12 protein-coding genes are annotated in these 18,476 nt (G+C 54.7%); 10 read left to right on the top strand and 2 right to left on the bottom strand.

Annotated elements, in window-relative coordinates; genetic code table 11:
• Positions 1–8: 8 nt before the first annotated feature.
• From OEV49_06890 to topA, 9 genes are all read left to right on the top strand, one after another.
• A complete protein-coding gene (locus OEV49_06890) occupies positions 9–2,828 on the top strand; it encodes an AsmA family protein (protein MDH3890794.1) in 2,820 nt (939 codons plus the stop codon).
• A 221-nt stretch (positions 2,829–3,049) separates the two neighbouring features.
• Positions 3,050–4,546, top strand: coding sequence for a hypothetical protein (locus OEV49_06885; GenBank protein MDH3890793.1), 1,497 nt, complete (start codon positions 3,050–3,052; stop codon positions 4,544–4,546).
• A 4-nt stretch (positions 4,547–4,550) separates the two neighbouring features.
• The gene (locus OEV49_06880) at positions 4,551–6,629 is read left to right on the top strand and encodes a S8 family serine peptidase (protein ID MDH3890792.1); all 2,079 of its coding nucleotides are present in this window, start codon (positions 4,551–4,553) and stop codon (positions 6,627–6,629) included.
• 12 nt (positions 6,630–6,641) lie between these two features.
• Complete coding sequence (locus OEV49_06875; protein MDH3890791.1) at positions 6,642–8,549, top strand: ATP-binding protein; 1,908 nt, start codon at positions 6,642–6,644, stop codon at positions 8,547–8,549.
• Positions 8,550–8,551: 2 nt separating this feature from the next.
• Positions 8,552–9,289: a hypothetical protein gene (locus tag OEV49_06870; GenBank protein ID MDH3890790.1), complete on the top strand. Its 738-nt coding sequence runs from the start codon at positions 8,552–8,554 to the stop codon at positions 9,287–9,289.
• Between the two features lie 50 nt (positions 9,290–9,339).
• Positions 9,340–10,215 (top strand): YicC family protein, encoded by an 876-nt coding sequence (locus OEV49_06865; GenBank protein ID MDH3890789.1) that lies wholly within the window; start codon positions 9,340–9,342, stop codon positions 10,213–10,215.
• A gap of 55 nt (positions 10,216–10,270) precedes the next feature.
• Entirely contained in the window at positions 10,271–10,867 is a 597-nt protein-coding gene (gmk, locus tag OEV49_06860; GenBank protein MDH3890788.1) for a guanylate kinase, read from the top strand.
• 29 nt (positions 10,868–10,896) lie between these two features.
• Entirely contained in the window at positions 10,897–11,124 is a 228-nt protein-coding gene (locus OEV49_06855; protein ID MDH3890787.1) for a hypothetical protein, read from the top strand.
• Positions 11,125–11,158: 34 nt separating this feature from the next.
• Positions 11,159–13,444 carry a type I DNA topoisomerase gene (gene topA, locus OEV49_06850; GenBank protein ID MDH3890786.1) on the top strand — a complete coding sequence of 762 codons (2,286 nt, stop codon included), beginning with the start codon at positions 11,159–11,161 and terminating at the stop codon, positions 13,442–13,444.
• Between the two features lie 641 nt (positions 13,445–14,085).
• Here the strand turns inward: topA and OEV49_06845 are convergent.
• Together OEV49_06845 and OEV49_06840 are read right to left on the bottom strand one after the other, a co-directional pair.
• Positions 14,086–15,726, bottom strand: coding sequence for a TIR domain-containing protein (locus tag OEV49_06845; protein MDH3890785.1), 1,641 nt, complete (start codon positions 15,724–15,726; stop codon positions 14,086–14,088).
• A gap of 142 nt (positions 15,727–15,868) precedes the next feature.
• Positions 15,869–16,321, bottom strand: a complete 453-nt coding sequence (locus OEV49_06840) for a hypothetical protein (GenBank protein MDH3890784.1) — start codon at positions 16,319–16,321, stop codon at positions 15,869–15,871.
• Between the two features lie 754 nt (positions 16,322–17,075).
• Here OEV49_06840 and OEV49_06835 point away from each other — a divergent pair.
• Positions 17,076–18,455 carry a sodium:alanine symporter family protein gene (locus tag OEV49_06835; protein MDH3890783.1) on the top strand — a complete coding sequence of 460 codons (1,380 nt, stop codon included), beginning with the start codon at positions 17,076–17,078 and terminating at the stop codon, positions 18,453–18,455.
• Positions 18,456–18,476: the final 21 nt, after the last annotated feature.

Below are 18,476 nucleotides of genomic sequence, written 5' to 3'. Positions count from 1 at the left end.
GTGAGATAATGAAGAAACTGTTCAAGATACTCCTGTGGTCAGCCGGCATATTTGCCGTGCTGGTAGTGCTATTAATAGTCGCGGCCAAGCTGTTCCTACCGGCCGACAAAATCCGCGCTATGGCCGTCGAGCAAGCAGTCGAAGCGTTGGATCGCCAAGTCACGATCGCTGATCTCGATGTGTCGTTCTGGGGCGGGCTGGGTGTCAGACTGGTCGATGTAACAGTAGCCAGCCCCGCAGAGTTTGATACCGCCGACCTGCTTACCGCTGACAATATCGACGTCAAACTACAATTGTTCCCGCTGATCTCCGGCGAGTACCGTGTCGACCGCCTGATAATCAACAGCCCGGTAGTCACCATGCGCAAAAACGCAGCCGGTGTTTCCAATTTCGATTTCCCCTCGATGGAGGAACAGGTTCCGGATGCCGTAGCCGAAGCAGTGCCGGACGAAGCCAAAGCCGCCGCGGCGGTGGTGACGTTCGACAAATTGGAAATCAACAACGGTCGGGTCGATTTTGTCGACACCGAAGCCGGGCTGGCCATTCATGCCGGCGGATTGAATCTGTCGACCTCACTGGAGGTCCCGCGCGACAACGTTTATCAATCGTCAGGAAAAATCAGCGCCGAGTCCCTGATGGTAGTGACCGAGGATTCGTTGCCCTCTTTTGCAGTGGGAATTGAATACCGCGCCGACTATGACCTGGCCCAAAGCAGAATCCTCATACACGAGTCGGAGTTGAATGTAAACGGTCTGGCTTTCCAACTTAACGGTTCGGGCAGCCATGCAAATGGTGCTAAGCACGGTCGGGGATCGCTTCACTCCAAAGAGATCAGTGTGGCCGACCTGTTCAAACTGATGCCGCCGGAACAGATGAAACTACTTGAGGATTTCGAGCTGGATGGCGCCTTTAGTTTTGATCTTGATCTCACCTACGATGAACAGAAAGAACAACCCCTTGACTACTCCGGCAGCGCCGTAATCACCGATCTGGAAATGGCTCAAAAAGATATTGCAGGGAAACTGACTTTCAAGCGGGCGCTGGTTGATTTCGAGGTGGACAACCTGCGCATGAATATCGAACAGGGGTCCTTCGACGGTCGTCCTCTCACCGGCATGCTAACTATCAACGATTTCGATGACCCCACGGTGAACGGTGAACTGGCCGGGCGATTGAACCTGGCTTTCATTGCCCCTTTTCTGCCGGTTGAGGAGAACCACCAGCTTGCCGGTGAACTGGAGTTTGACACCAAGTTCGACGGTTCGATGACAGACCCCGCCGACATGCGGTTTTCCGGAGAGCTATCGGTTGCCAACGGCGCCTACTCATCAAAGCTCTTGCCTGAACCGATCGAACGGTTCAGCCTGGATATGTTTGTGGACAACAGCCTGGCCAACGTGCGCAACCTTTCGCTTGAAACCGCCGGTGGCAAACTGACCTTCAGCGGGCGGGTCAACAACCTGGTTCCTTACCTGATGGCTGATTCTACCGTTGCGTCGAGCGTCACACCGTCGATGGATGGTTCTGTTGAGGGCAGTCTCAACCTCGGTATGCTCCAGAGATTCCTGGATCAGGAGGCACATGCACAACTGACCGGACAGATTACGATGGATCTTAGACTGGCCGGTTCGGCCGACAACCTGGCCAATTTCAAACCGCACGGGACGCTTTCGATCAGCGATGGCTCTTACCACAACGATGGCTGGCCGGAACCTATCGAGCGACTTGATGCTCAGTTGATAATCAGGCCGGACACTATCGACGTCGAAGAGCTTAAGATTGAGTTTCAAACTTCGGATATGTCCGTCACAGGCAAGTTGATCGACCCTTTTCCATATCTCTTGCCCCTGGAGATCGTAGACCAAAGCCAAGTGAAGAAACCGAATTTCAAATTCGACCTGACCTCGCATCGATTGAATATCGACAGCCTCTTCCCCGAAGCAGTCCCCGGCTCCGGCAACAATCGTGCCTCGCTGCCGGCCGATTCGGTGTCATCGGTTATTCTGCCCGATATCAACGGGCGCGGTAGTTTCCATATCGACACTCTGATTTACAGCGCGGTTGAGTTTACCGGCATAGATGGTCGTGTGATGATCAAGGATCGCAAGATCGTCTGTACCGATGTTACCGGCAACGCTTACTCAGGCGGTATTAGCGGAAACACCACCATCGACCTGAGCGATTTTGAGATACCGGTTTACCAGGGTGAGTTCCAGGCCAGGCAAATAGAGGTGGATGACTTCATCACACGATTCCCGGTTTTACCGATGGGTGGTGGATATGTTTTCGGCAAGATCGATATGGACGGCAGCTTCAACGCCGTAGGTTGGGAGCCGGAAGATTTTCTCAATTCGCTCAAGATGGACTCCAGGCTCGACATGAACGAGGGGAAACTCAGAACTTCGGGGGCCACTTTCGAATTAGTCAACAGCCTCGCGTCGAAGTTAGGCGAAGAGTTCTCGCGGGAGCAGCCGCTCAAAAATGCCGCCACCAACTTGTATGTCAAAGACGGCAAAGTCGGTATCGACAAACTGATCACCAAACTGGGCGACTTGGGCGATTTGGAATTGGACGGATTCTACGGAATATTCGACGGCAGTTTGAACTACAATGGTACTATCCTTCTGTCGCAGGAACGTTCGAAAAAACTCATGGGCGGATTGGGGTCGCTGTTCGGAAGCGGCAACACCGGCCGCGTGAAATTGCCATTGTCAATCGGCGGAACGTTCGACAATCCGAAGCCAAGCCTCGATACGGATGCTATCAAGGACAACCTCGGTGACAACTTGAAAAAAGAAGCCGAGGGTCTGATCAAGGGGCTGTTTTAGCAGTGATACGGGCTTCAGACAAAACAGCCCCTTTCTGTCATGCCCGCGAAGGCGGGCATCCATTCCCCGTGCTGTCAGGCGACTCGCCTGACGGCGCCAGTAGGTCGAAACCCCTGCCCCGAAGGGGTCACGAAGTGAGGTTTCGACAAACAGCAAATCCCACGGCAAGCTGTGGGCCGCCCGCACTCTGCCATGCCCGCCAAGGCGGGCATCTATTCCCCGTGCTGATAAGTCTGGTCACATTTGCTCTGGTCATTCTGTTAACAGCCACCACCACCGCCCAGACCCACGGACACCAGCATCCCGACATGAGCACTTTCAAGCCGCGCCGGGTTCCCCCGGTGCAGGTCCGGTTCCGAGGTGAACTGAAACCGGACTCGTCGCTGGCTCGCGGTCTGATGGAGATCGAGTTCACCAATCGCAGCTCAGATACACTGGCCGACATCCGGATGTTCACCGGGATTCCGATTGTCGACCCCCGTGACAGTACCACAATGGTCGAGCCGCCGTTCGTACACCTGGACTCAATGCTCTACCGCGGTGTTCCGCTGTCGGAAAATGAACTGGCAATCGACGGCCAAACCATCACCGTAACTCTGCCGCAACCGCTTGAGCCGGGTGAGAGAGCGTTCTTCATCATGACGTTTGAGTCGCAGATGGATTCGGACAACGGTAGGGACGGAGTGGCCTACGCCGGTTGGTATCCCAGGGTCGCAGCTTACCACGAGGGGCGATGGTACACTCCCACCAGCGGCATGACAGATCGGGCGGTGCCGTCGTTTGCCGACTTCACCGTATCGGTCGGTGTCGATTCGGCGTGGCACCTCGTGCATCCCGGCGAATTGGTGAACCACAAAGAACACTACGGTCTCTTGCCCCCGGCCCATGACGATTCGATCTATGTCGATATCGTCCACCAGCACCAACAGTCGTATGCCGGAATGAAATACACGCCGGTTTTTGAACACGGCAAAAAGACCTACTTCATCCGTTCGCATAACACGATCGATTTCAATGTATTCGCACAGAAGGGACTCCTGCGCGACCGCGCCTACGTCGACAGTTTGACCATCGAAGTCTGCTACCCACCTGAGTTGGCCGACGTTTGGGCGGGTGTTGTGGCTAAAGATGCCGCCCGGATGGTGCGAAGGCTCCAAACCAGGCTGGGTATGTTTCCGCTTAAGCACTTGAGGATCGCTCCTTCACGAATCTACCGGGTGCAGGTGTTTTCAAGGAACCTGTTACTGACACTTTACGATCCCATGGAACCCTCCTTGTACCTGGCCACCCTTGCTCATAATCTGACCCCTTGCTGGTTCTCACCCGGACTGTCCGACTCTGCCGACCAATTGCCATATCAACGCGGCCTTGAGTATTACACCACTCTAAACCTGATATATGACATCTCCGGCCGGGAAGGCTTCTCAATGATAGAAGGGCACGAATCGATGTGGAAGAGTTTCGACAGGAATGAGCGCATAACAAAGCATGTCGAACCCTGGTTACGCACGGTCCCCCGGATGCTGTGTGGTGTAGAAGCCCAGGTTGGTGATTCTGTCTTATGGGATGCCATTGGCTCGTGGTCCCAGGACCACAGATTCGAGCTTCGGACCAACGAAGACCTCAGAGCTTGGTTGGACTCTTTGCCACAACTGGAAACTGCGACCGATTCCTGCGCTGTCTCTCCTGTTCTCCATACGCTTTGGGAGGAGCGATAAGAAAATGCCTCGGCTGTTATTGCTTTTCGCAATTATCGTTTCGCAGGGTCTTGCATTCGACGTAGTCGAAAGTGAAACCCTGCCAGTGTCGGATGGCCCAATAGGCGGTACACACATTCGCCTGGCGCGAACGCAAGAAGCACCGGAACCGGAGGTCTCGGGGTCACCCATTTTGCCCCTGGACAAATTCACCCGCGAAGCACAGGCCACGGTCGCCGAAGGACCATACCCGAACATCTACTGGCTCTTCGTTGACAGCACGGCTGTCGCCGGTCAGCCGATCCCGTTGACCACTCGCGCTCGGGACAGACGGGCCAAAGTTGATCCATCGCGATGGTTGATCGACCGCAGTGACTATCCAATCGCCGATACCGCCCTGCAACGCATAGTTGATCTCGGCCTGACCATCCGGCATGCCTCACGCTATCTCAAAGCGGTCGCGGTAACCGCCGACCCTGCTCAGATAGCACAAGCGGCCACGCTGCCCTTTGTCAAGCAAGTCCACACCCTGCGTTCGCTCATGGCGCCTATCCCGCCTGAGGTGAAATTTGATCGTGGTCACCATCGGAAGCCCGCCATCGACTTTGGATACGGTCAGTCGTTGACACAAAACCGGATTTTGCAAGCGGACCGCTTGCACCAAATGGGTATCACCGGTCGAGGCGTCATGATCGGCGTTTTCGATACCGGATTCGACACCGACCACCCGGCTTTGTCGGGCGCCTCGATTGTCGCGCGCTACGACTTCATAAACCAGGACACATCGGTCAGCGAAAACGAGTGCACCGGCAGCGGCACTCAGAACTACCACGGAACTCTGGTGCACGGCGTAATTGCAGCTTTTGCGGCCGACACGATGATCGGTGTGGCCCCGGACGCCGATTTCGTTCTGGCCAAAACGGAGATTGTCTGCGGCGGTACTGAGATCAAGCTGGAAGAGGACAACTGGATAGCGGCTGCCGAATGGGCCGACTCAATCGGCGCCGACATCATCACGTCGTCGTTGAGCTACACACAGTTCACCGACTCAGGCAGCTACACGCTTGATGACATGGACGGCAACACGGCCTTGATTACAATCGCCGCCGACATCGCGGCCTCGAAGAACATCATAGTTGTTACATCCGCCGGTAACAGTCGCGGGACTTCGTGGAACTCTGTGGGTGCCCCGGCCGATGGTGACAGTGTGCTGGCTATCGGCGCCGTCTGGCCGGATTCAACGCTGGCTGGGTTCTCCTCGCCCGGTCCGACCGCCGACGGTCGTATTAAACCGGATGTGACCACCATGGGCGCTGCCATCTATACTATTCGCCCCGAACCGAATGGTGGTTTTACATTTGCCCAGGGGACTTCTTTTTCCGCTCCGCTGGTGGCCGGCGGCGCGGCCTTGGCTCTGCAATACGACCAAAGTCTGACCGCCGAGCAGTTTCGTCAACTGGCCCGCTCCACGGCCAGCCAGGCCGAAAGTCCGGACAACGATCTCGGCTACGGCCTGTTCAATGCTTTTCGATCTTCGGGCGTAGCCACGCTTGCAGAGATCGACACCATCCGGGTTACCGTGGGTGAACTGCGCGAGGTGCCGTTTACCGTTACCGGCAACAACGGAACCATGCCGCGGTTGTCTTTGAGAGAACCACCGGCCGGGGTTGTGCTGCATGATTTCGGCGATGGCAGCGGTTTCTTGTCGGTCACCGGCTCATCGGATAACCCACCCCAGGTCAGTTTTCGACTGATCGCAGAGTTCGACCGGTATTCAGACAGCACTACGATATATCTTGAGACTTTCGTACCGACCGACCGTCAGGTTTTTGCCGGTCCGAATCCCTTTATAGACTCGGTCAGGTTCTTCGTGGACCCATCGGTCGGACCGCTCAAGAGTGTTTCAGTATTCAACGTCTCAGGCGAAAAGATATGGGAAAAAGTCAACTCGCATCCCGGATCGACCGATAGCATAAGGGAATGGACCATGTTGGCCTGGAATGGTCGCAACCAGCAAGGCGACCCGGCAGCCGCCGGCGTCTATATGGCTGTGGTCACCACCGGGCGGCAACAGGTGGTCCTCAAGTTGCTGAAGTCAAACTGAGACGCGAGCTGAATGACTACTGGAACGCTCACCGGTTCGACCGGAATATGTCGCTGTGCCGTCTGCAAGATTGATCTGCGAGGGCGCTTCGTCGTTGTCGATGCACAAACAGAAAAACTGTTGGGGTACGCATGCGTCGAGCTGTTCGGCAAATCGATTCTCGATTACCTGGACACTTCCTCGAAAGCTCTGATCGAACAGGTGCTGTCGGATCGAAACCATTATGAAACCCACTATGACCATGCGCTGCTCACCCTGCTTGGTAAATCCGGTAACGCCATTGAGGTTGACGCTACCATTTCGCTTTGTTTCGCCGCCGGCAACCCGGTCAACTACTTACTGATCCTGAACCAACGGAGCCAATCCGTTCAGCCGTCCGATGAGGTTGACGAAAGCTTCACCACTGAGGATTTCATCCAGCGCTGTCTTGCCCTGGAGCCGGGCGATTGCTTGAGTTGGTTGCCCGACCTGCTGTGTCAATACACTCAAGCCGAGCAAGCGGCTATCTACTTGATCGTCGAAGACAGACTCGAAGCGATAGCCGGGGCTCAGGCCGGTAGCTCCGAGCCGTTCAGTTTCGAAACGATCACCGAACCGACCGAGCTGCACCACCGGGTGGCACAGACGAACGAGGTTTACGCCCTGGGTGATGAAAGCGCCGCACACGCCGGTGATGCTGATATCGAAGCGTTGCCCGAGTTTGTGGCTTCTGCTACTCTTGACAACCGTTCCTGCCTGCTGCGCTTTGTCTTCTCTGCGCAGATGCCCTCCGATATGCAACCTCAGGCTACGGCCCGCGCCCGGCTGGCCTTACAGGTGGCCGAAAAGTTGTTCAGCGCGGCACCTGCATCGTCCGACGATACTGATCCCGGTATCGACATGAAGTTCACTATCGGCTTTTTGTCGACCCTCGGCTTCGGAGCTCTCTTGACCGATGCCGACGGCACTATTGTAGGTTACAATCCGATCCTGGTCGAAATGCTCGACCAACTCTCGCCCGGTGAAACAAGCCGGGACTTTGTCGACTTGCTCGAAGGGGATGACTCCAGCGGATGGGCGGCCTTGATCCATGAGCAGTTGCGAGACAGCGACACCGCTGATCTGCGAATCGATCTCACTCTTGGTTCTGGCGCCCAGTACCTGTTGGTGATAATTCGGTTTGGCGACCAACCGGGTGACCAAACCGCCTGCTGGGTGCTGATACCGCGGTCGCAGGCACCTGACAACGACTCCGAAACCCACCATGAGACGTCGGTCTGGTCTTCGCTGGTCGATGGCCTGAAACCGGCTTTGGATGACTTGGCCGGTGGGGCCGAGCAGGTGAGTCGTGATTACTGTCGCCAGGTGAAGCACCTGGATGATTCCGGATTGAACCGACTGCACGAAGCGGTCCGCACCATGCATCAGATACTGGCCGATAGTTCACTCCTTTATGCCAGGCGTCAGCCCTCGTCGTCGGTCGCCGTCAGTCTGGGCGATCTGGTCGACGAAGCGACTGAAACCGTGCGCGGCGAGTTTCCGGATGTCACTATCAATTGCATGCATGCCGGGCTACCCTCAATCAAAACTTCCCGGGTCCGTTTGGCGGCCGTGCTCAGGAACCTCATGACCAACTGCGTAAGGCATAATCCAAAGAACGAAGTTACCTTGTCGGTAGACGTCAGCATGATCGGCGACCACTGCCGTATCGCAGTGACAGACGAGGCGGCCGGGATGCCGCGTCGGCAATTCCAGCGCTTGTTCGATATCTACCTGCCACCGAAGGCGACAGGTATCCCGCGTCGAAGCGGCGGGGCCGGACTGGGACTGTCCCGACTTCTGGTGCATGATCTCGGCGGCAAAATCCGAGGCGCCTCCAAAGAGGGAGTCGGTACCCGTTTTGCCGTCATGCTGCCCCAGACTATTCGGAGCGGATCCTGACCATGGATACCCAACTGCAAGTCTTGGTGGTGTGCGACGAGCGCTATGGGGCAATGATCCTGTTGGACGAAATAGGTGAACTTTTCGAAGGCTGCGATCCCGCCGTTTGTGATCCACCCAGAGCCTTATGTATATTGCGAGCGCGTAGCTTTGATCTGGCCATTATCCACGTGGAGAGTGGCGATGTTGGCGTAGTGGAGGTCGTTCAGTCGATTCGCCATTTGGTCGCAGACCTGCCGATCATCGTCTCGCTGCCGGCCGACGACAGCATCTCGCCGCGCCGGATTACTTCGGTCAAAGCGGTCTATTGCCTGACCAGAAAAGACGGCTATCCCAGGACCGTCACCACCGTCATTGAGGAAGTTCTGCGCAGGCCGGTGGGTGAGTCGGTCAATTGGGTAGGCCGCAAAGAAAAACCGACCGAGACGCAAGCGCAAATGATGAGAACGGCCGCCGGTACTCTGTCGCACGAGATCAATAACCCACTGATGGCTATCCTGGGTATTTCTGAGTTGATTCTCAAGGAGTCCAGGAAACACAGTCCGGATGTGGCCCGTAAAGTTACCATGATAAGGCAGTCGGCCGAACGAATTGAATCCAGTTTGAAACGTCTCTCCAACATCTCGGAACCGTCCATACGGCCGACCCCGGCCGGGGCTATCGTCGATATCGAACCGAGCCGCCAAACCGGCCAGAAAGGCGAAACTAACGCCGTGGTGTCGAATTCGGTTGACAAATAGCTGCAAGACTCTATTTTTGTCCGCAATCCAGCGTACTGGGAATATATATAATGAATTCGATGACAGGATTCGGCAGAGCCGAAGTGACAACTAAGAACGGCAAGTTTACCACCGAAGTGGCCAGTGTCAACAACCGCTTCCTGGAGATATCCCTTCGCTTGCCGCGTTCATTCTTCTCCCTGGAGCCAAGCGTCCGGCAATTGGTTTCCAGTAAACTCAAGCGGGGCAAGGTGCACCTGTTTGTAAACTATGAGATGCCCGAGGGCGCACCGGAAAAGTACCCGGTCAATCAAGCGGCTGCACGCTCTTATTATCAGCAACTGAAAAAACTCAATAAAGAACTCAAGTTGGTTGATGACATCAAGTTGAGCGACTTGCTGGCGCTACCGGAGATTTGTAGCTCCGATCAAACAGGGGCCGACCAGGATAAGTTTTGGCCGCCCTTGAAACGTTCGGTGGAGAAGGCGGTAACTTCGCTGATCGGCATGCGAAAAGAGGAAGGTCAGGCCATGGCCCGGGATATGGCAGAACGACTCACCATTATAAGCCGTCTCAATAAAGAGATTATGGCCAAGGCGCCCCAGGCCGTTTTGCAGTATCGTCAGCGGCTGACCGACCGTATCGAAGAGTTGCTGGCCAGACCGGCGGCCGATCAGGTCCGGTTGGAGGAAGAAATCGCAGTCTATTCTGAGAAAACCGATATTGCCGAAGAATGTACCCGGATGATCAGCCATGTAGAGCAGTTCAGAGCCACCATGAAGCAAAAAGGTTCAATAGGCAAGACTATCAATTTTATCCTCCAGGAGATGAACCGCGAAGCCAATACTATAGCTTCCAAAGCCTCGGAAATCAGCATCACCAAGGCTTCAATCAATGTCAAAGACGAAGTCGAGAGACTCAGGGAACTGGTCCAGAACGTTGAATAGCCCAGATCGACACAGCCCCAAGGTCTCCCCTTCCTATGAAAAACCGGGCAGAATTGTGATTATCTCATCGCCGTCCGGGGGCGGCAAAACCTCGATTTGTCGAAAACTGCTCACCCCTTCCCGAAAAAAACTCGGCTGGCGTTTTTCCATAAGCTGTACGACACGGCAAAGACGACGCGGTGAGCGACAAGGTCGTGAGTATCATTTTGTGGGCGAGTCGGATTTTCAAAAAAAAGCGGACGCTGGTTTTTTTGCCGAACAATTCAAGGTTCATCTGTACAACTATGGTACGCCGAAGGGACCATTGGAAAAGGTGCTTAAACAGGGCGGCGTGATGCTACTGGATGTCGATGTTCAGGGCGCTCAACGACTTAAGAGAGTTTACAAGCAGGCGATTACGATCTTTATATTGCCACCCTCGACCACGGTGCTGAGAAAACGCCTCAAACAGCGCGGCACCGAAACCAAAGCGCAGTTAAAAGTACGATTTGACAACGCCCGGAAAGAAATGAACCTCTACCACCGTTTCGACTATGCCGTTGTCAATGATGATCTTAGCAAAGCAGTTAAACAGGTTCGCACTATTATAGAGGCAGCTTCGTTTCGCACAGAGAACCTGCCGATGGAACAAAAGCAAAGGTTTGGTAGTTAACGTATTGTTCTTTTAGATAGGAGGCTTAAATGCCCTTGTTCTCGATTGAAGGTTTGAAACAGTTGAACTTAAACACCTACGAGGCCGTAATTGTCGCCTCCCAGCACGCCAGAAAGCTCAATGCAGTCCGGCTGGAGCAACTGGAGCGCATGGGTGAAGACCCGTCGGTTGACCTGGAAACCCGAAAAATCACGGCCGTGGCGCTGAAAGATGTTTTGGATGGAAAGGTTAAGTTTAATCGCCCCGAAACGATGTAATAAGGTAAACATCGGTTAGGACCATATTTGCAGAATGCCGAAGAATTTAGTCATAGTTGAGTCCCCGGCCAAGACACGGACCTTGAGTCGTTTCCTGGGCAAGGATTTTGAAATCCTGGCCACAGTGGGTCATGTTATCGATCTGCCCAAATCCAAAATCGGTATTGATGTCGAAGACGGCTTCAAGCCGGACTATCAGGTTATCAAAGGCAAAGAAAAGGTGATCGCGGCGCTCAAAAAAGCAGCCAAGAAAGCCACCACTGTCTACCTGGCCCCCGACCCGGACCGCGAAGGGGAGGCAATTGCCTGGCATGTGGCCAATAGTATCGACCAGAAAAATACCAAAATGGTGCGGGTAGCTTTCAACGAAATCACCGAATCGGCCGTGAACGAAGCTATCCAGAACCCACGCGAAATCGACATGAACAGAGTCAACGCCCAGCAGGCCCGCCGGGTGTTGGATCGCATTGTCGGCTACACCGTATCCCCTTTCTTGTGGAAAACGGTCGCGCGCAATCTGTCGGCCGGTCGTGTTCAGTCGGTCGCGCTGCGTTTGGTTTGCGAGCGTGAGGCGGAGATTCTGGCTTTCAAGCCGCAGGAATACTGGCAGATCGCTGCTGACTTAGCCACCGACAAAAAGGAACAATTCACCGCTCGACTGTACCAGATCGACGGCAAGACGGTGGTTCGCCCCACCGAAAAAGGAGCCAAAAAAATCACCATCGGCTCCGAAAAAGAGGTCAAAGGATACCTCGACGAGCTCAAAGAAGCAAAGTATCAGGTCGCAGAGATTAAGAAGACCGAGCGCAGTCGTCGTCCGCTGCCGCCGTTTATTACCTCCACGTTGCAGCAAGACGCCGCCAAGGTCTATCGGATGTCGCCCAAAGCCACCATGTCTACGGCCCAGAAGCTCTACGAGGGTATCGAAATCGGGCAGGACGGACCGACCGGTTTGATCACCTATATGCGGACCGACTCGGTGCGTGTATCCAAAGAAGCCCTGTCGGCGGTGCGGTCATACATCGGCAAAGAGTTCGGCAAAGACTACCTGCCGCCGAAACCCATTCCGTATGGCAAGAAAAAGAGCGCCCAGGATGCGCACGAAGCGATCCGTCCGACCTACTTGACCCTGCCGCCTGCAAAAGTCAAAAAAGCTCTCACGCCACAACAGTTCAAACTGTACAGCCTGATCTGGAATCGGTTCGTGGCCTCGCAGATGAATCCGGCCAAGTTTGACGTTGTGACGGTCGATATCGAAGCCGGACGGTTCACCTTCCGCGTGACCACGCAGAAACTGGTGTTCGATGGTTTCCTGAAACTATACCACGAGACAAAAGAGCCGGATGAAAACGGCAATGGCGACAAAGTCGACTCCCTGCCCGATCTCTCAAAAGGCGAAAACCTCAACTTGGTCGAGTTGAAACCGAACCAGGCCTTTACCAAACCGCCGCCTCGCTTTTCTGAGGCAATGTTGGTCAAGGAACTGGAAGCGGACGGGATCGGACGACCTTCGACCTATGCCTCGATCATTTCGACATTGAAAGACCGCAAGTACGTCGAGTCGCAGGAGCGCAAACTGACGCCCACCGAACTCGGCAATACGGTTAACAAAATTCTCGTCGAAAACCTGCCGGATATTTTCAATGTCGCTTTCACGGCCAATATGGAAAAAGACCTCGACCAGATCGAAGAAGGCGCAGAAGACTGGGTCACGGTGATGCGCACTTTCTATGATCCGTTCATGGAAACGATCGGCCACCTGAAAGGCAAAGAGAAGAAAATCAAAGAGTCGATGGTCGAGACGACCGATGAAAAGTGCGAAAAGTGCGGCTCACCGATGGTCATCAAGTGGGGTCGTAACGGTCGCTTCATGGCCTGCTCGGCCTATCCTGAATGCAAGACGACCAAACCGCTGCCCGGTGAAGAAGCGCAGATGGAAACCGACGAGGTGTGCGAAAAGTGCGGTTCACCGATGGTCGTCAAGGTCGGACGTTTCGGACGATTCCTGGCTTGCTCGGCCTATCCTGATTGCAAGACGACCAAAGCAATCACGCTGGGTATCGATTGTCCGCGCGACGGCTGCAAAGGCCAGATTACCGAGAAGCGTACTCGCGGCAAGAAAATATTCTATGGCTGTTCGAAATATCCCAAGTGTGATTTTGCCAGTTGGGACCCGCCGGTGAAAAAACCTTGTCCGGAGTGCAAGCATCCGTTCATGGTTCAAAAGACATCCAAGAAAAAGGGTGATTTCCTTCGCTGTCCCCAGTGCAAGCACGAAGTCATCGAAGAATCCAAAGAGCCTGCCGAAACCTCGGCGTAGGTTCTCACATATAAGTCAATTGTAGGTCAGGGCCATCGTGGTCCTGACTTTTTTTGTGGGATCTTTTAGGTTGAGGACACTGCGGATTTGACACTCGCGAAGCGCAAAGAACACGGCTTGACCGTGTCATTCCCGCGCCCCCCGTGTCACTCCCGCGCAGGCGGGAATCCATCTTTTCTTTCTACGTCATACTGGCGAAGGCCAGTATCCAGTCTTCGATTGCAGAACTGGATGCCGGATCAAGGTCCGGCATGACAGGCAAGCCTGTCTTTGCTCTGTGCCCGGCAGATGTCCACATCTGCCGCCGGGTGGTGTTGGGCGACCCCGCCCGACACCTAGAGGGCACGGTGGGCGGCCGGTGGAAGCCACTTGTGGCCGCCCTCGTCTTCCCCTGCTTTAACTGCGCTCAGCATGACTTAAACGTGGCGCACGAGGACGTACACCACGCACGACAATCTTGCAACCTCACACTGAGCGGAGTCGAAGGGTGAATGCCGAAACTGTAGGTCAGGAGCCCTTGGTGCTCCTGATTTTTTTTGTAGAGCTTTGCAGTGCGTATCCTCCCGACCCGAATGGTGATTTTCGACTGGTTACAAGAATACGTTCAACCCAAACCGTGCAGTAGGTCTAAGGACATGAGGCTAAGGGAGCCTCCTTGGGGCCAAAAAGCGCTTGAGCGCCTCAAGGATAGCCAACACTGTCTTATAATCTCCGCCGGCTACATCTATCGAACCCAGACTTCCGAGCAGCACCTCTTTCGTCCCTTTCGCACTGAACTGGCATTTAGGAAAACTGGAATACAGCAGAACACCGGACCCCGGTTGTTCCGCAGCCCACCAATTGTGATAGTACACACCCTTTTCCCCTACAATCATGCAGCTGCTGGCGGAACCCCAAACCGTGAGATCGACTAAGGCCAAAGGAGTCTCATCGTTCGGCAGAGACCGTTTTTTCATCGCCCCTCTCAGCTTCCTGTCAGGGATGTCGGGTGATATGTACAGACCCTTTGAGGATGATCTAAGAGGTGTCAGAATTTGTCGTACTTCATCGGCGGTCACGGCAACAGGGGTTTGGCCGGGGGAAGACGCGGGTTTCTTTTTTGTGGTTATCTTCTTGGCATCTGGCTGCTTCGCCCCAGCCGCGAATTCTCTAAGGCTCGCACCCTTGACCGGTTTGCTTGATGGGGCTTTGAGTTTGCCTCGGCTTTTGTCAGGGAAGGGTATTCTCTGCCGGGGTTTCGCTTTGGGTGTCTTAGCTGACCGTGGTTGGCCTGCAAATGCCTTGATTCCGTTCACCAGTTGATCAAAGCCCACATTCTTCACACCCGGCCGCCAGCCCGCCAGATTCGCCGCTGGAATCATGTAGAACTCCAGCGGTAGTTCTACATGGTCGATCATCACAGGCACCAGCTTGTTTCGCTCCAATGCGAGGCTGGCCTCAATTTTTACCCAATTCGATTGTACCGATTTCTTAGACCAAACGACCACCACACACTTGGAGGATGTCAATCCCTCGTCGATTACTTCGGCTAAGGTTCTCCCCGGTGGTATCCCCCGCTCCCACCGGACCGACCAGCCTTCCGCCTCGAGTGCCTTCACCAGCGGCTTTACACGATTGCGGTCTTCGCTGGCATAACTTAAAAGAATATCGTGCCCAGATGGTATAGGGCCAACTTGAGCCATCGTGGTGGGTTTCGATTCCCCCGCCGACCTCTTGATCGGCTTCATCTTTTCCGGCTTCGGTTTACTCGCGGACGCCTTGATCGGCTTCGCCTTTTTCGGCTTCGGTTCGCTCGCAGGCTCTTTGATTGCTGGCGCCGGTTCCGGTTTGCTCGCAGTCTCCTTGGGTGCTGTGACCGGTTCTGGCTTCGGTTCGCCTGCTAACGCTGTGATTGCGGTCACCAGATGATCGAAGTCCTCATTGTCGATACCCGGCTGCCAGCCAATTAAGTTCGCTGCCTGAAGCATGTAGAACTCCACTGGGAACGGCACCTGGTCGATCATTACGGACACGTATTTTTTAGCTTTAAGCGAGATGCTTGCTTCTGCTTGGACAAAGTTCGATTTCACGGAGGTTTCGGACCAGACCACCACAACGCATGGGGACTCATTCAGGGCATTCCCTATCACTTCGTTGTAGTTGCCGCTCACCGGAATCTTGCGGTCCCACCAGACCGACCAGCCTCGTTTTTCCAGGGCCGCCACGAGGGGTTTAACGCGCTTGCGGTCTTCGCTGGCGTAGCTTAAGAAAATGTCGGGGTTTGCAGAGTCTTGTTGTTCCATGCACAATCCGAATAGTTGTCGGTGGACGAACCCTGTTACGGCCTAAAGCAAGTGGCTAATAATACGCCCCGTTAGATCGATCAGTCAAGAATTTTGTTATCTCGTTGGCATCGCCGAGATGCCGATCTGCTTCTGTCAATCGCTAATAAGCAACATAAATCCGCTCACCCTTGGATTCAAGCCACAGTGAATCGCCAAGAGAATCTACTATCATAACCTGTACATCCACCTGAGTGTTCTCAGGCCACAAAGGACCGCCGTCGGCCGTGCGACAGGTTTTGATCGGCGAACCAACGGTGGTATCTTGATCCGTGAACACATACAACCACAAGTGAGGACCGGTGATTGCTTTCATCCAGGCGATCTCAGTCACCGGAGGGAGCTCTGAACTGTCGGACTTTGCCAGACAGATAGTGGCTTCGAGGCCGCTGAAGTTGGCCGGGTCTCCCGGTCTTAGGTCCATGCTCAGCCGCACCCCCAACTCATACTCGATCTCCGGCTCCGGTGGGTCTTGGTCGTAAACTGTTTTGCTCGAATGACCACACGAGCTTGCGAGCATCGCTGTTAGAAGCGTTGCGACTAGAACCTTGTTCATATTACCTCCCATGTCTTGAAGTCCCAAGGCGGACATCACAGTCGGCCGGGACATGTGACAGACCTCGCGTCTATCCCGAAGACGAAACATATAGCTTGTCTGTTCAGTGTGCAACTGGAAAGAAGTGCGGTAAGCCTCGGCCTTTCCTCTCCCACACTTTATCCTTGCCCGCAAATCCGGATTGTCTTAGTTTTGCAGCAATGTTCTACACCCGAACAAGTCTTGTAGGTCAAACCCCTGGCCCAAAGGGTCGTCCTGAGCGCAGTCGAATGGCGACAGGGTCAAGCCCCGTTTCTCGCGCTTCGCGCCCTTTCTGTCATTCCCGCGAAGGCGGGAATCCATTGTCTCTCACCAGGAGCATCCAACAACCTCGCCCTGAGCGCAGTCGAATGGCGACAGGGTCAAGCCCTGTTTCTCGCGCTTCGCGCCCTTTCTGTCATTCCCGCGAAGGCGGGAATCCATTGTCTCTCACCAGGAGCATCCAACAACCTCACCTTGAGCGCAGTCGAATGGCGACAGGGTCAAGCCCTGTTTCTCGCGCTTCGCGCCCTTTCTGTCATTCCCGCGAAGGCGGGAATCCATTTTCTCTCACCAGGAGCATCCAACAACCTCACCCTGAGCGGAGTCGAAGGGTGAACTTAAGTAGGCTGGGTCCGTCTTCGCCTGCGCGCCGCGGCGTGGACCCGCCATTCTTCATTGGAAACACAGTCATGCTAATCAGCACTTTCAACCATAGTGAGGCGACGTGGAATTCATAGGTTTCATCATTGACGAAGCGACAGGTTACGTTTGGGGCTGGCCGGATATCTTCCCGGCTATGATTATCCTGCTTTTGGGCACCGGACTGTTTATTTCGTTCCGGCTTGGCTGGATTCAACTCCGCCGTTTGAAACATGCCATCGATATCACCCGTGGCCGGTACGACGATCCCTCACACAAAGGGGATATCTCACACTTTCAAGCTCTCTCGACCGCGCTGTCGGCAACTATCGGGATCGGCAACATTGCCGGTGTCGCCACGGCTATCCACTACGGTGGTCCGGGGGCGCTATTCTGGATGTGGGTCACCGGTATCTTAGGCACCTCGCTCAAGTATGCCGAATGTACACTGTCGATGAAATACCGCAAGATCAACCCGGACGGTTCAGCTTCGGGCGGCCCGATGTACTACATGGAAAAAGCGCTCGGCTGGAAATGGCTTGGCATTCTCTTTGCCGGCTCGGCTTCGGTGTGCGCCCTGGCTACCGGTAATGCGATTCAAGCCTTCACCGTCGCCGACCAACTCAACTCCGATTTTGCTTTTCCGTATTGGATGACCGGCTTAGTTATCGCGATAGTGGTCGGCTTAGTGATTCTCGGCGGCGTAAAACGAATCGGTCGGGTGACCGCGTTTTTGTCACCATTCATGACGGTAGTGTATGTGTGCGGCGCGCTTTTGATTCTTCTGTTGAACTATGACCGCATTCCCGGCGCCTTTTCGGACATTGTCTCGATGGCATTCACGCCACCGGGTGCCGTGGGTGGCTTTGCCGGTTCGGGGTTCATGTTTACATTAATATGGGGAATCAAGCGCGGCCTATTCTCCAACGAGGCCGGTCAGGGTTCGGCGCCAATTGCCCACGCTGCAGCCAAAACCGACGAACCGGTGCGCGAGGGCACGGTGGCAATGATGGGCCCATACATCGACACCTTAACAATCTGTACCCTCACCGGACTGGCCATTGTGGTGACCGGTGCATGGACTGTTGAAATCAACGGTGCCCCGTTGAACGGCTCACCGATGACCGCCTATGCGTTCCAGCAGGGACTTGCATTCCTGGGTGGATATGGCAACTACATCGTGACGGCGGCGGTCATACTCTTTGCTACCTCGACCATGATCAGTTGGTCATATTATGGTGATCGGTCGATACAGTACTTGTTCGGCGACAAGGTGATCGTACCATATCGACTATTGTTCTGTGTCATGATCTTTGTGGGGTCTGTCCTAAAACTTGAGGAAGTCTGGACCTTCGGCGATCTTGCTTTGGGTATCATGGCCATTCCGAATTTGATTGCTCTGATAGCGCTCTCGGGCTTGCTGGTGAAGATCACCAACGATTACTACTCAAAGGACCACACGCCACTGCGGTAACACGGTCAAGCCGTGTCTTTT

It is taken from the genome of Candidatus Zixiibacteriota bacterium (genome assembly GCA_029860345.1).
GTDB lineage: Bacteria > Zixibacteria > MSB-5A5 > GN15 > FEB-12 > JAJRTA01.
Note: the sequence above shows the minus strand (reverse complement) of the source record. Positions and strands in the feature narration are given on the sequence as shown.

What these genes read in the sequence shown, in the direction of transcription:
- OEV49_06870 (MDH3890790.1), top strand. Translation starts at nt 8,552, where the DNA reads ATGGATACCCAACTGCAAGTCTTGGTGGTGTGCGACGAGCGCTATGGG.
- OEV49_06865 (MDH3890789.1), top strand. Translation starts at nt 9,340, where the DNA reads ATGAATTCGATGACAGGATTCGGCAGAGCCGAAGTGACAACTAAGAAC.
- OEV49_06880 (MDH3890792.1), top strand. Translation starts at nt 4,551, where the DNA reads ATGCCTCGGCTGTTATTGCTTTTCGCAATTATCGTTTCGCAGGGTCTT.
- OEV49_06855 (MDH3890787.1), top strand. Translation starts at nt 10,897, where the DNA reads ATGCCCTTGTTCTCGATTGAAGGTTTGAAACAGTTGAACTTAAACACC.
- OEV49_06890 (MDH3890794.1), top strand. Translation starts at nt 9, where the DNA reads ATGAAGAAACTGTTCAAGATACTCCTGTGGTCAGCCGGCATATTTGCC.
- OEV49_06845 (MDH3890785.1), bottom strand. Translation starts at nt 15,726, where the DNA reads ATGGAACAACAAGACTCTGCAAACCCCGACATTTTCTTAAGCTACGCC.
- OEV49_06875 (MDH3890791.1), top strand. Translation starts at nt 6,642, where the DNA reads ATGACTACTGGAACGCTCACCGGTTCGACCGGAATATGTCGCTGTGCC.
- OEV49_06840 (MDH3890784.1), bottom strand. Translation starts at nt 16,321, where the DNA reads ATGAACAAGGTTCTAGTCGCAACGCTTCTAACAGCGATGCTCGCAAGC.
- topA (MDH3890786.1), top strand. Translation starts at nt 11,159, where the DNA reads ATGCCGAAGAATTTAGTCATAGTTGAGTCCCCGGCCAAGACACGGACC.